The sequence below is a fragment of the Polaromonas sp. JS666 genome, assembly GCF_900103405.1.
GTDB lineage: Bacteria > Pseudomonadota > Gammaproteobacteria > Burkholderiales > Burkholderiaceae_C > Polaromonas.
On sequence record NZ_FNHX01000002.1, the window covers coordinates 414,246 to 426,382 of the forward strand.

Consider the following 12,137-nt stretch of genomic DNA (forward strand, 5'->3'; position numbering starts at 1 on the left):
ACCATGAAATTTTCCATCGTCATCCCGCTTTACAACAAGGCACCCTATATCAGCGACACCCTCGCGTCGGTGCTGGCGCAAACCTTCACCGACTTTGAAGTCATCGTGGTCGACGACGGCTCCACCGACGGCGGCGCCGAGCTCGTGAGCTTTATCACCGACCCGCGCGTGCGCCTGGTGCGCCAGGCCAATGCCGGCGTTTCGGCGGCGCGCAACCACGGCATCGCGCTGGCGCGCGGCGAATGGGTGGCCTTTCTCGACGCCGACGACTGGCACCACCCGGGCTACCTCGAAACACTGGTACGGGTGCAGGCGCGCTGCCCCGGCGCCGACACCGTGGCCACCCACTACCTGCCGGTGCCCGACACCCTGGACATGTGGCCGCCGCGCTGGCCCGAGATGCCGCGCACGCCCGACATCGAGCGGATCACCGACCTGCCGCGGCGCTGGATGGCCTCGCCCACGCTGTGCACCAGCGCCGTCTCGGTGCGGCGCGCGCGACTGCTGCGCATGCAGCCCTGCTTTCCGCCCGGCGAGTCGCATGGCGAGGACCTGGACCTGTGGTTCCGCCTGGCCGAGCAGGCGCCGGTCGCGCTGGTCCACGCGCCGCTGATGGCCTACCGGCTGGCCGTTGAAGGCAGCCTCAGCAGCGGCCATGCACCGCTGGCCATGCCGCCCTTTCTGCAGCGCATGGAGCAGCGCGCGCTGGCCGGTGCCATGCCGCCCGCGCGCCGCGGCTCCGCGCTGTGGCTGGTGGCCCAGTACCAGCTCTCGCTGGCGCGCCAGGCGCTGGCCGACGGCAGCCGCCGCGAAGGCTGGGCCTGGCTGCTGAAGGCGCGCCGCGCGGCCGGCGGCAAACGCTGGTGGCTGACGGCCGCCATGGCGCTTTTCATGCCGGGCCCGCTGGTCAGGAACTGGCAGCGCTGGCGCGTGCGCCGCACCGTGCACGCGGCCAGCCCCGCCGAAGCAGGATAAAAATGAACCAGAAATTACCTCGCAAAATTACACCCCTCTGGCATTCGTGCAGGGTCTCCGTGGTCATCAAGGCCCTGAACGAGGAAAAACGCATTCGGGCGACCATCGAAAGTGCGCTGCGCGCCGTCTCTGCCGTTGGCGGAGAGGTCATCCTGGCCGACTCCTGCTCGACGGACCGCACGGTGGAACTGGCCTGCACGTATCCCATACGCGTCGTCCAGCTGGCGAATCCCAGTGAGCGCTGCTGCGGCATCGGTCCGCAGCTCGGCTACCAGCATTCGCATGGCGACTTCATCTACATCCTCGATGGCGACATGCAGATGCAGGAGGGCTTTCTTGAGAAAGCGCTCGACTTCCTGGAGGCGCATGAGGATGTAGCAGGCGTGGGCGGACGCGTGGTGGAGCAAAACACCGAGAGCCTCGAGTACATGGCGCGTGGAGAACGGGACTCCCCGCACCTGCGGCCGGGCAAAGTGGACAGGCTCGACGGCGGTGGGCTTTACCGCCGCAGCGCCATCGAGGCGGCAGGCTATCTTTCCGACCGGAACCTTCACAGCTACGAAGAATTTGACCTGGCCATAAGGCTGCGCGCCCTCGGCTGGCGCCTCTGGCGCTTGCCGGTGGATGCTGTCAATCACTTCGGGCACGACGCACCACCCTATCGCCTGTTGATGCGACGCTGGCGCACCCGGTATATCTGCGGTCTGGGTGAACTTGTCCGCGCGGCGGCGGGCAAGCCACGCCTGCATCTGGCTTTGGAGGGATTGCGGGAATTGCGCCTGTACATCGCAGTGCTCGGCTGGTGGACTGTCATGGCGAGCCTGGTGTTCTGGCCGGTTTCTGCCTCCCTGCGCCTGGCCTTTTTCTGCATCATCGCCACGGCGCCGATGTTGCTGATGACCTGGCGAAAACGGTCCGCAACCAAGGCGCTTTATTCCGTGGTTTCCTGGTGCTTCAATGCCGCAGGTCTTATACGCGGCCTGCTTCGCCCGCAGCGGCCGGCTCGCGAAGCCATCGCAAGCCGGATTGTCAAGGACTCGGCAATGACGCATCGCCATGCAATCCAGGGGGCTGCCAATTGATGAGTTCCGATGGAAACCTGCAAAGGCGGCAGACGACTCAGCAATTCACCGGCGTGCAGGTGCTGCGCTTTGCCGCGGCCATGCTGGTCGTGGTGATGCACATCACCCAGGCGATTTCCATGCACATCAGCGGCACCGGGCCGCGCCACTACTGGGAGGCCGGCTCCGCCGGGGTGGACATCTTTTTTGTGATCAGCGGCTTTGTGATGGCCATGTCGACCGCCTCGCTGCCGTCGGACGGGCCCGGACGTATCAGTGCCGCCTGGGTCTTCATGCGCAGGCGCCTCATCCGGATCGCGCCGCTTTACTGGTTTTACACCCTGCTCAAGGTGGCCCTGCTGCTGGCCATGCCGGCGCTGGCCGCGCGCTCTTCGGTGGAGCCTGGACACCTCGCGGCCTCGCTGCTGTTCATCCCCACCATGAGCCCCTGGGGCCTGGTGCAGCCCACGCTGCCGGTCGGCTGGACCCTGAACTTTGAAATGCTGTTTTATGCGGTGTTCGCCGTGGCCATTGCCCTGGGTGCGCCGCGCATACGCTTTTGCCTGGCGGCCTTTGCGCTGGTGTTCGCGGCGGGCTACCTGCTGCCGGACTCGGTGGCGCTGAATTTTTATGCGCAGACCCTGGTGTTCGAGTTCATCCTCGGCGTCTGCATCGCCCATGCCTATTTGCATTTCCGGCGCCCCGGGCCGATAGCCGGCCTGGCCGCGATCGCGGCGGGCGCGCTGTACATGTTCGCGCCCGACTGGGGCCACTCGGCCGACCGCTTCGCCACCTGGGGCTGCGGCGCCGCACTCATCGTGCTGGGCGCCGTCTGGCTGGAGCCCTGGACCGTGCGCGCGCCGCTGGCTTCGCGCCTGTCCTTCCTGGGCGACGCCTCGTATTCGATTTACCTGTCGCACACCTTTGTGGTGCCGGCCGGCGTGCAGGCGCTCAAGCGCCTGGGCGTGCAGGACAGCCTGGCCGTCGCCCTGGCCGTGGGCCTGGCCGTGGTGGTGGCGGGCTGCCTCTCCTACGTCTGGCTGGAACGGCCCATGACCACCTTCTTCAAGCGCGCCCTGTTCGGCGCGCCCAAGCTCTCTTACCAAACTCCCGGAAAGTAACCTCCCCATGCGAAGTGAATCGCTGCCGCGCAGCGCCATACGCGAACGCGAAGGCCGCTACATCTACATCGCCTGTCCCTGGACGCCCCTGGGCGGCGGCATGTTCAAGGTGGCCGACTACCTGATACAGGCCCAGGCCTCCTCGGCCGCCATCGCCTCGGCCGACGCGGCCGAGCTGCGGCCGCTGGACACGCGCGGCGGCGCCAACGCCTTGTACTCCTTCTGGGTGCTGGCCACCGCGCTGGCGCGCATCACGCGCGGCCGCTTCAGCGGCCGGCTGGCCGGCGTGCATGTGAACATGGCCGAGCGCCTGAGCCTGTTCCGCAAGGGCGCCATCATCGCCGCCTGCCGCGCCCTGGGCGTGCCGGTGGTGCTGCACCTGCATGCCGCGCAGCTGCACCATTTCTACCATTCGCTGCCGCGGCCGCTGCAGGCGCTGACGCGCTGGGTGTTCTCGCTGCCGGCCAGTGTCGTGGTGCTGGGCTCGGCCGCGCGGCGCTTTGTCGTCGAAGAGCTGGGCGTGGCGCCGGATCGCGTGGACATTGTCATCAACGGCGTGCCCGAACCCACCCATGCGCGCCGCGCCGCCGGCGATAGCGCCATGCAGCGTGTGCTCTTCCTGGGCAACCTGTCGGAACGCAAGGGCGTGTCCGACCTGCTGCAGGCGCTGGCCCTGCCCGGCTTTGACACGGCCCGCCTCGAAGTGACCCTGGCCGGTGGCGGCGACGTTGGGGCCTATGAAGCCAAAGCAAAGGAACTGGGCATAGACGGCTTTGTGCGTTTTGCCGGATGGTCTGACCAGCAGCAGGCGGCACGGCTGATGGCCCGCACCGACGTGCTGGTACTGCCCTCTTACGACGAAGGCCTGCCGCTGGTCATCCTCGAAGCGCTGGCCAACGGCGTCGCGGTGGTGTGCAGCCCCGTCGGCGAAATACCCTCGGTGCTCAGCGACGGCGTCAATGCCTCATTTGTGCAGCCCGGTGATGTGGCCGGCATCGCGGCCGGCCTGCAGCGCGTGCTGCAGGATGGTGAATTGCGCGCGGCGCTGGAGCGAAACGGCCGGGAGCTCTATGAACAGCAGTTTTCCATCGCGCACTTTTTCAGCAGCGTCGCGCATATCCACCAGCGCGATTTCGGCGTGGCCGGGCGCCCTCTGCGTGCCGCCGCGGTTTCACAGGACGGCAAAGCATGATCCGCGACGCCGACAGCATTCCCAACGGCAGCCGGCTGGAGGCCGACGTCTGCGTGGTCGGCGGCGGCCCGGCCGGCATCGCGCTGGCGCTTTCGCTGAGCGACCAGGGCCATGCCGTGCTGCTGCTGGAGTCCGGCCAGCTGCAGGCGCATGCCCCCACACAAGACCTCTATGATGGCGAGGTGGCCGATGAACAGCTGCACAGCCCGCCCGGCAAATACCGGCAGCGGCGGCTGGGCGGCTCCTCGGCGATCTGGGGCGGGCGCTGCATGCCTTTCGACCCCATCGACTTTGAAACCCGCGCCCATATCCCACACAGCGGCTGGCCGATCTCGTATGAAGACCTGCTGCCCTGGTACCCGCGCGCCAACGCCCTGGCCGAGGCCGGGCGCTTCCTTTACGACGCGGCCCAGGCCCTGGAGCCCGGGACCGGCCCGCTGATCGCCGGCTTCGACAGCGAGCGTGTGCTGAGCAACGGGCTGGAACGCTTTTCCTGCCCCACGCACTTCGGCAGCCGCTACGCCAGGCGGCTGGCGCTGGCGCCCACGCTGGAAGTGCTGCTGGGCGCCAACTGCACCGCGCTGCGGCTGCAGGCCGACGGCCAGGCGCTGCGCGAGCTCGAGGTGCGCACGCTGGCCGGCACACAGTTCACCGTCGCCGCGAAAAGCACGGTGCTGGCCGCGGGCGGCCTGGAAACCGCGCGCCTGCTGCTGGCCTCACGCGACGTGGCGCCGCAAGGCGTGGGCAACCAGCACGACGTGGTGGGCCGCTACTACATGTGCCACATCGCCGGTAATGTCGGCACGCTGACGGTGCACGGCCCCACCAGCGACGTGCGCCACGGCTATGAAATTTCGCCCGAAGGCATTTACTGCCGGCGCCGCCTCTCGGTTGCCGCCGGCGAGCAGCGGCGCCTGGGCCTGGCCAATGCGGTGGCGCGCCTGCACTTCCCGCGCATCACCGACCCGGCGCACCGCAGCGGCGTGCTGTCGGGCCTGTTCCTGGCGCGCAAGCTGATCAGCTACGAATACAGCAAGCGCCTGAAAGACGGCGCGCCGCCGACGGCCGGGGTCTATGCGCGCCATTTGCTCAACGTCATGGCCGACCCGCTGGACACCACGGCCTTTCTGTCGCACTGGCTGATGAAGCGCACGTTGGCCGAGCGCAAATTCCCCTCGGTGATCCTGCGCAACCGCAGCAACCGCTTCAGCCTCGAAGTGCACGGCGAGCAGATCCCCCAGGCCCACAGCCGGGTCACGCTGGCCAGCGGTGTCGACGCGCTGGGCATGCCGCGCCTGAAGGTCGACTGGCGTTACAGCCGCGCCGACATCGATTCCCTGGGCGCCAGCCTGGACGTGATGGCCGAGGAGTTCGCGCGCAGCGGCAAGGCCCGCTTCGACTACAAACCCCACACCCTGGAAGAAGACCTGATGCGCTTCGGCGCCTACGGCGGCCACCACATCGGCACGGCGCGCATGGGCACGGACCCGCGCAGCAGCGTGGTCGACGCCGACTGCCGCGTGCATTCGGTGCGCAACCTGTTTGTCGCCGGCAGCGCGGTGTTCCCGACCTCCAGCCAGGCCAACCCGACGCTGACACTGATCGCGCTGTCGCTGCGGCTGGGCGACTTCCTGTCGCGGCAGCTGCGCGCCGAGCGCTCTCCCCTGCAGATGCAGGAGGCCGCATGAAAGTGCTGGTACTGGGCGCTTCCGGCCACATAGGCGCGCGCCTGCTCGAGATGCTGCAGGCCACGAGCTGGGCCGCGGCCACGGGCGCGTCCAGGCACAAAAAAAATACCGCGAGCTGGCTGGAACTCGACAGCCGCGACCCGCGCCAGCTGGCCCAGGCCTTGAAGGGCTTTGACGCCGTGGTCAACTGCGTGGCGGGCGATGCGGCCTCGATTGCCGACGGCGCGCGCGCCCTGGTGCAGGCCGCGCTGCAGGCCGATTGCCCGCGCATCGTGCACCTGAGCACCATGTCGGTCTACGGACCCGCCGAGGGCCTTGTGCGCGAGGATGCGCCGCTGGATCCCACGCTGGGCTGGTACGGCCAGGCCAAATGCGAGGCCGAGGCCGCCATGCACGACTTTGTGCGGCACGGTGGTGAGGTGGTGATGCTGCGGCCCGGCTGCGTTTACGGCCCCGGCAGCCAGCTGTGGGTCGGCCGCATAGGCCGCTGGCTGCAGGCCGGGCGCCTGGGCGACCTGGGCATCGCCGGCGACGGCTGGGCCAACCTGGTCCATGTCGACGACGTCTGCCAGGCCCTGCTGCTGGCGCTGCGGCTGCCCGCGGCCCAGGGCAAGATACCGGTGTTCAACCTGGCGGCGCCCGACAGCCCGCGCTGGAACGATTATTTTGTGGACCTGGCCCTGGCGATCCAGGCCACGCCCGTGCGCCGCCTGGGCAGCCGCCGGCTCCAGCTCGACGCATGGCTTTGCGGCCCGCCGCTCAAGGCGGCTGAGCGCGCCCTGAAACTGCTGGGCAACCCCGGCATGAAGCTGCCCGATGCCCTGCCGCCCGGCCTGCTGGGCCTGTGGTCGCAGCACATACACCTGGATACCCAGGCCGCTACCCACCGGCTCGGTGTGCAGTGGACACCCTATGCCGACGGCCTGCGCGATTCGGCCGCATGGTTTACGGCGCCCGCCGGCGCCGGCCAAGCCACCCTGGACAAAATGATATGCACGCCCTGAAAGCCGACACCCACCGAAAGTTCGGGTACACCGCCCCCCGCCTCTCGCTCAAGGGCGCGCTGCTGGATCCGGCGTTTCGTGTGCTCGTGTGCCTGCGCCTGTGCCAGGCCGCGGATCAGCTCGCGCCCAACTGGCGCTGGCTGGCCGTTCCGCCCGCACGAGTGCTTTACCGGCTGGTGAGCCAGCTGGCCGGCATCGAAATCCCCTGGCGCACGCAGATCGCGCCGGGGCTGGCGCTCACGCATGGGCGCGGCATCGTCGTCAACGCTGGCGCGCGCATAGGCCGCAACGTCACGCTGTTCCACGGCGTCACGCTGGGCCAGCGCGACCACATCGACGCGCAGGGCCGCCGGCACACGCTGTACCCGGTGATAGAGGACGAGGTCTGGATAGGGCCGCACGCCATCATCGTGGGCGGCGTCACCGTGGGCAAAGGCAGCCGCATTGCCGGCGGCGCCTATGTCTTCGAGGACGTGCCGCCCTACTGCGTGGTGCTGGGCAACCCGGGGCAGATCGTCAGGCGCGACTGCACACCCGATGTGCAGAACCGCTACAGCGAGGAAGACATTCCCGTGGCGCAGGCCGGCCATTCGGCGGCAACCGCCGCCGACACCGGCATCAACGCCGGTTAAGCGAAGCCAGCCGCAGCGCCCGCGTGAGGAACAACGGGTTGCCGATCACGTAGCGCTGGAACAGCCGGCGCGGCTCCAGCGCGAGGCGATACAGCCATTCCACCCCGGCCTTGCGCATCCACAGCGGCGCGCGCGGTGTCTTGCCGCCCAGGAAATCAATGATGGCGCCGCCGCAGACGATGAGGCAGGGAAAGTCCAGCACATGGCGCAGCTGGGCAGCGACCTCTTCCTGCCGCGGCATGCCCATGCCCAGCACGATCAGCGCCGGCCGGTGCGTGGCCGCCAGCAGGCAATAGGTGCCCGCGTCGAGAAAGCCGTTGGCGCGGGTGAGCGTGCTGTGCGGTGCGAGTTCCTCGCGCACGCGCTGCGCGGCTTTTTCGAGCCAGGGTTCGCGCGTGCCGAACAGCGCGATGCCGCGGCCGTCGAAAGCGCACACCAGCCGGGGGATCAGGTCGGTGCCGTTGAGGTTGAGGCCGGGCTCCATGCGCAGCAGCTTGAACAGCGTCGCCATGCCCGAGCCGTCCCTGAGCACCCTGTCGGCCGAGCGCATGGCCTCAAAAAACGGCGTCGACACCGCCATGGAATTCATCGCGTGCGCATTCGCGAAAGCCAGCACCGTCGGCACGCGGGGCTGGCTCAACTCGGACAGCAAGGCCTGGCCCTGGTCGGGGCTTTGCACGCGCTCGATTTTCGCCAGCAGCAGCGCCCAGCGCAGGCGCCAGTCGGCGGGATTGTCGGTGGAGGGATTCAGCATGGGTTTCCCCGCTTTCGGGACTGCGGCATGAGAAAATCGGACCCATGGCCAAAACAATGTCCCTTGAGAACTTCCAGCGCAGCGTCCGCATTGCCGGGGCGTTGACGCTCGCCATGAGCGCCGCGGTGCTGTATGTGGGCGGCGCCCAGCCGGTGGCCGTGGGGCTGTTCCCCGCGCCCTGGGACAAGCTGGCGCATTTGCTGACGTTTGCCGTGGTCGGCATGGCCGCGGGCCTGGCCGGCGGCATGCGCGGCTGGCGCATGGCGGTCTCTTGCCTCGCGGGCGCACTGCTGGTCGGCGGCATGGACGAGTTGCACCAGATGTTCCTGCCCGGCCGCTCCGCGAGCTGGGCCGACCTGGCCGCCGACGCGGCGGGCGGATTGCTGGGCGCGGCTTTGCTGGCCGCGCTGCACCGCCTTTGGAGCGGGCGCCTTACGCATCGCCTCACGCATCGTTAAGCACCGAGCCCACCAGGGCCACGCCGAATTCGCGCAGGCTGTGCGTGAAGCGCGTCATCTGCGGCAGCGAGCTGGTGTTCTGCCGCGCCACCACCAGCGCGGCGCCCGCGCGCACCGCCACCGTATGGGCGTCGGCGCATTCGCTGGCAGGCGGCGTGTCAATGATGATGATGTCGAAGTCCTGGCCGAGCGCCTGCAGCAGCCTGGAAAATTCCTGCCGGCCCAGCAGCTCCTGCGGGTTCGGCGGAATCACGCCGGCCGGCAGCACCGACAGATCCTGCAGCGCCGCGACGCTGACCACGGCCTCCAGCCCGGCGCGGCCCGCCAGCATGTCCGACAGGCCCGCGCCTTTGCCGAGGTTGAACAGCAGGTGCTGGCGCGGCGCCCGCATGTCGGCATCGATCAGCAGGGTGCGCAGGCCCAGCTGTGAAAACACAATCGCCAGGTTGGCCGAGATATAGCTGCGCCCTTCCCGGGAGCCGGCGCTCACGATGGCCAGGCCGCGGCGGTCCGGGCCGGTGTCGAACCAGCGCAGCATCAGCTGGCTGCGCAGCGCCCGCAACTGCTCCACCGGCTGGCTGTTCGGGTGGTGGGCCGCCACCAGTTCGCGGCTTAAATTGCTTTCGCGGGCCAGGTAGGGATAGTCGAACTGCACCGACAGCGCGTAGCGCACATCGTCATCGGTCAGCAGCCCCAGCGCCTTGCCGGAATCGCCGAAGCGCGCGCCGCGGTCCTTCTGGAAATGCACGATGCGCTCGGCATCCAGCGGCGAGAGCCGCCCGGCATCGACCAGGATGGCGCCTATGGAGCGGCCCGAGCCGGTGGCCGGCTTGCTGGGCACGGTCAGGGGAACGGGGCGCACCACCGCCTGGTTGCCGTTTCTGTTCATATTGATGCTCATGCTCATCCTCCCAAACCGAGCGCCAGCCGGCGCGGACCACTGAGCCGGGTGTTGCCCGTGCTCGAAGAAATGCTGGCCAGCACCGGCAGCTCCAGCATCTGCACCAGGTCCTCGGCGGAGCGCACGCGGCGGTTCGCCAGTTCCAGCAGCAAGGCGCAGGCAATACCCAGCAAGGTGCCGCCGAAAGCGGCGATCAGCAGGTTGACCAGCAGCCTCGGGCTGGACGGGTTGACGGGCGCCGTCGCGGCATTGAGGCGCACCACATTGGTCTGATTGGTCAGGCTCTGCAGGCGCGTCTGCGAGGCGCTCTGGCTCACGGTTTCATAAGCGCGCTGGGCCGACTCGACATCGCGGCGGTAGACGTTGAGCTCGTCGCGCTGCTTGTTCAGGGCCAGCACGCGGGCCTTTTGCGCGCCGACCGCGCCCTGCAGCTCGCGTTCGCGGTCCTTGCCGACACGGTAGGTGGTTTCGATGGAAGCGTTGATGCGCGCCGTTTCGCTGGCCAGCCGGCTCTTGAGGGCGGCCAGCTCGGATTCGGCGCGCTGGCGCTCGGGATGGTTCTCGCCCAGGCGCACGCTGACTTCCTGCACCTTGGCCTCTTGCCGCGCCACGTCGGCCTTCAGGCCGTTGATCAGCGGGCTTTGCATCACCTCGGCGATGGTGTCGCCGCGCGAGCCGCGCTTGCTCTGGCTGTCGGTGGTGTCACCCTGCACCGTGGTGAGCTGCGAGGACAGCTCCGCCAGCTTGGTGGTTTCGTAGTCCACGCGCTCGTCGCTGCTGACGATGCCGGCCTTTTGCTGGTATTCCGAGAGCCGGGCCTGGGCTTCTTCGAGCTTGGCGCGCGAGGCCTTGGTCTGCTCGTCAAACCATTCCGCGTAAATGCGGGCGGGTTCGGTCTTCAGCGCCAGGTTGATGTCCAGGTAGGCCTGGGCAAAGGCGTTGGCGACGTTCGCGGCTTCTTCGGCATCGCTGCCCTTGTAGGTGATGTTGATCACATTGCTTTCACGCGCCGGCCGCACGTCCAGGCGCTTTTGCAGCGAGTCGGCGAGCCAGCCTTCCAGCGTGCCGCGGCCTTCGGTCGCTTCCAGCCAGCGCTCCTTGGTGCGCGGGTTTTCATCGAGCTTGAGCATCTTCACCACGCGCTGGGCCACGCGGTCGCCGCCAATGATGTCCACTTGCGTGGCCATGTAGCTGGGGGCCACCAGGCCCTGTATGGGTGCGCTGCCGGCCCCGGCCACCGGGTCGGGCGATCGCACGTCGACCAGCACGGCGGTCTGGGCCGTGTATTTTTTCGGCAGCACCAGGCTGACCGCCAGCGCCGCGGAGATCGCCAGCAGGATGATCAGCAGCGCCACCTTGTAGCGGGCGCGCAGTATCAGTAAAAATTGATGGAGTGTCATGGCTTTCCAGTCATGGCTGTTAGAAAAGGCTTTCGCGGACGTAGATCACGTCCTCGGGGCGGACCAGGTCGTTCAGGTTGGGCGTGGTTTCCACGACCTTGCCCGAGGCGTCGCGGCGGTGCAGCTTCAGGCGGTTCTGGCTGCCGCGCACGGTCGGGCCGCCGCCCTGGGCCAGCGCCTGCATGACCGTCATGCCGCGCTCGATGCGGTAGGGGCCGGGGCGCTGCGCCTCGCCATAGATGTAGAACATGGGCGCCTTGTTGACGTACAGGGTGTCGCCGCCGGCCAGCACGATGTCCTCATCGGATTTTTCGTTGAGGAACAGCGCCGGGATGTCTATCACCTTGCGAAATGGCTTGCCGTCACGCTGGCCGGTGACGATCAGCACGTCGTCACCGGTCGGGGTGGTGCCGCCGGCAGCGGCCAGCATGTCGCTGACGCGGGTGTTGAAGGTCTCCAGCGGGAAACGGCCGGGCCGGCTCACCTGGCCCAGCACCGCCACCTGGTTGCCGCGCACCTGGCGCAGCACGATGTTGACCTGCGGCACCTTAACGAAGCCGCCGCTGCGCAGCGCATCGGCGATCTTCTTTTCAGCCTCGGCAATCGTCAGCCCGCCGAGCTGCACGCTGCCCACCAGCGGGTAGCTGATCACGCCGCTTTCCGACACGCGCGCGTCGATGGACAAATCGGGGCTCTGGTAGACCTGCACGCCGATGGCGTCGCCGGCGCCCAGCCGGTAATCCTGGCTGTTGGGCAAGGCCGGCGTGGCCGCCACCGAAGGGGGCGCGACCGGCGCCGTCGTTGCAGCGGTCTGCACTGAAGGAGGAGCGGTCGTCTGGGCTGTCTGGGGCGCCGGTGGGGTTTGCGCCCACAACGGCGCGACAGCGGCGCATAACAAGGCGCTCAGGAGGTATCGGGTCACGGATTTCAAGTTCAGCGGGTTCATCTTGT

The 12,137-nt window shown here is 68.3% G+C and carries 12 protein-coding genes; 8 read left to right on the top strand and 4 right to left on the bottom strand.

What is annotated here, in order from left to right; genetic code table 11:
* The first annotated feature begins 3 nt into the window (after positions 1-3).
* From BLQ85_RS06320 to BLQ85_RS06350, 7 genes are read left to right on the top strand one after another with little or no spacing between them, the layout of a single operon-like run.
* Positions 4-975 carry a glycosyltransferase family 2 protein gene (locus tag BLQ85_RS06320; protein ID WP_074575478.1) on the top strand — a complete coding sequence of 324 codons (972 nt, stop codon included), beginning with the start codon at positions 4-6 and terminating at the stop codon, positions 973-975.
* A 2-nt stretch (positions 976-977) separates the two neighbouring features.
* The gene (locus BLQ85_RS06325) at positions 978-2,057 is read left to right on the top strand and encodes a glycosyltransferase family 2 protein (RefSeq protein WP_074575479.1); all 1,080 of its coding nucleotides are present in this window, start codon (positions 978-980) and stop codon (positions 2,055-2,057) included.
* Complete coding sequence (locus tag BLQ85_RS06330; protein ID WP_074575480.1) at positions 2,057-3,157, top strand: acyltransferase family protein; 1,101 nt, start codon at positions 2,057-2,059, stop codon at positions 3,155-3,157. The genes BLQ85_RS06325 and BLQ85_RS06330 overlap by 1 nt, the downstream gene beginning before the upstream one ends.
* Before the next feature lie 7 nt (positions 3,158-3,164).
* Complete coding sequence (locus BLQ85_RS06335; protein WP_074575481.1) at positions 3,165-4,349, top strand: glycosyltransferase family 4 protein; 1,185 nt, start codon at positions 3,165-3,167, stop codon at positions 4,347-4,349.
* Positions 4,346-6,037 carry an FAD-dependent oxidoreductase gene (locus BLQ85_RS06340; protein ID WP_074575482.1) on the top strand — a complete coding sequence of 564 codons (1,692 nt, stop codon included), beginning with the start codon at positions 4,346-4,348 and terminating at the stop codon, positions 6,035-6,037. Before BLQ85_RS06335 ends, BLQ85_RS06340 begins: the two co-directional genes overlap by 4 nt.
* Positions 6,034-7,041 (top strand): NAD-dependent epimerase/dehydratase family protein, encoded by a 1,008-nt coding sequence (locus BLQ85_RS06345; RefSeq protein WP_074575483.1) that lies wholly within the window; start codon positions 6,034-6,036, stop codon positions 7,039-7,041. Before BLQ85_RS06340 ends, BLQ85_RS06345 begins: the two co-directional genes overlap by 4 nt.
* A complete protein-coding gene (locus BLQ85_RS06350; RefSeq protein WP_074575484.1) occupies positions 7,029-7,673 on the top strand; it encodes a serine O-acetyltransferase in 645 nt (214 codons plus the stop codon). The genes BLQ85_RS06345 and BLQ85_RS06350 overlap by 13 nt, the downstream gene beginning before the upstream one ends.
* Here the strand turns inward: BLQ85_RS06350 and BLQ85_RS06355 are convergent.
* Positions 7,660-8,427: a WecB/TagA/CpsF family glycosyltransferase gene (locus tag BLQ85_RS06355; RefSeq protein WP_074575485.1), complete on the bottom strand. Its 768-nt coding sequence runs from the start codon at positions 8,425-8,427 to the stop codon at positions 7,660-7,662. The genes BLQ85_RS06350 and BLQ85_RS06355 overlap by 14 nt on opposite strands.
* A 44-nt stretch (positions 8,428-8,471) precedes the next feature.
* Here BLQ85_RS06355 and BLQ85_RS06360 point away from each other — a divergent pair, with 44 nt between their 5' ends.
* Positions 8,472-8,885 carry a VanZ family protein gene (locus tag BLQ85_RS06360; protein ID WP_074575486.1) on the top strand — a complete coding sequence of 138 codons (414 nt, stop codon included), beginning with the start codon at positions 8,472-8,474 and terminating at the stop codon, positions 8,883-8,885.
* On the opposite strand, the gene epsG is transcribed toward BLQ85_RS06360, so the two are convergent.
* The 3 genes from epsG to epsE are packed head-to-tail and all read right to left on the bottom strand — an operon-like array spanning position 8,872 to position 12,132.
* Positions 8,872-9,786, bottom strand: a complete 915-nt coding sequence (gene epsG / locus BLQ85_RS06365; RefSeq protein ID WP_139200909.1) for a chain length determinant protein tyrosine kinase EpsG — start codon at positions 9,784-9,786, stop codon at positions 8,872-8,874. The two genes, BLQ85_RS06360 and epsG, sit on opposite strands and share 14 nt — an antisense overlap.
* Positions 9,787-9,788: 2 nt before the next feature.
* Positions 9,789-11,186 carry a chain length determinant protein EpsF gene (epsF, locus tag BLQ85_RS06370; RefSeq protein WP_074575487.1) on the bottom strand — a complete coding sequence of 466 codons (1,398 nt, stop codon included), beginning with the start codon at positions 11,184-11,186 and terminating at the stop codon, positions 9,789-9,791.
* A gap of 19 nt (positions 11,187-11,205) precedes the next feature.
* Positions 11,206-12,132, bottom strand: a complete 927-nt coding sequence (gene epsE, locus BLQ85_RS06375) for a polysaccharide export protein EpsE (protein ID WP_074575488.1) — start codon at positions 12,130-12,132, stop codon at positions 11,206-11,208.
* Between the last annotated feature and the right edge of the window lie 5 nt (positions 12,133-12,137).

What these genes read in the sequence shown, in the direction of transcription:
- BLQ85_RS06320 (WP_074575478.1), top strand. Translation starts at nt 4, where the DNA reads ATGAAATTTTCCATCGTCATCCCGCTTTACAACAAGGCACCCTATATC.
- BLQ85_RS06325 (WP_074575479.1), top strand. Translation starts at nt 978, where the DNA reads ATGAACCAGAAATTACCTCGCAAAATTACACCCCTCTGGCATTCGTGC.
- BLQ85_RS06330 (WP_074575480.1), top strand. Translation starts at nt 2,057, where the DNA reads ATGAGTTCCGATGGAAACCTGCAAAGGCGGCAGACGACTCAGCAATTC.
- BLQ85_RS06335 (WP_074575481.1), top strand. Translation starts at nt 3,165, where the DNA reads ATGCGAAGTGAATCGCTGCCGCGCAGCGCCATACGCGAACGCGAAGGC.
- BLQ85_RS06340 (WP_074575482.1), top strand. Translation starts at nt 4,346, where the DNA reads ATGATCCGCGACGCCGACAGCATTCCCAACGGCAGCCGGCTGGAGGCC.
- BLQ85_RS06345 (WP_074575483.1), top strand. Translation starts at nt 6,034, where the DNA reads ATGAAAGTGCTGGTACTGGGCGCTTCCGGCCACATAGGCGCGCGCCTG.
- BLQ85_RS06350 (WP_074575484.1), top strand. Translation starts at nt 7,029, where the DNA reads ATGCACGCCCTGAAAGCCGACACCCACCGAAAGTTCGGGTACACCGCC.
- BLQ85_RS06355 (WP_074575485.1), bottom strand. Translation starts at nt 8,427, where the DNA reads ATGCTGAATCCCTCCACCGACAATCCCGCCGACTGGCGCCTGCGCTGG.
- BLQ85_RS06360 (WP_074575486.1), top strand. Translation starts at nt 8,472, where the DNA reads ATGGCCAAAACAATGTCCCTTGAGAACTTCCAGCGCAGCGTCCGCATT.
- epsG (WP_139200909.1), bottom strand. Translation starts at nt 9,786, where the DNA reads ATGAGCATCAATATGAACAGAAACGGCAACCAGGCGGTGGTGCGCCCC.
- epsF (WP_074575487.1), bottom strand. Translation starts at nt 11,186, where the DNA reads ATGACACTCCATCAATTTTTACTGATACTGCGCGCCCGCTACAAGGTG.
- epsE (WP_074575488.1), bottom strand. Translation starts at nt 12,132, where the DNA reads ATGAACCCGCTGAACTTGAAATCCGTGACCCGATACCTCCTGAGCGCC.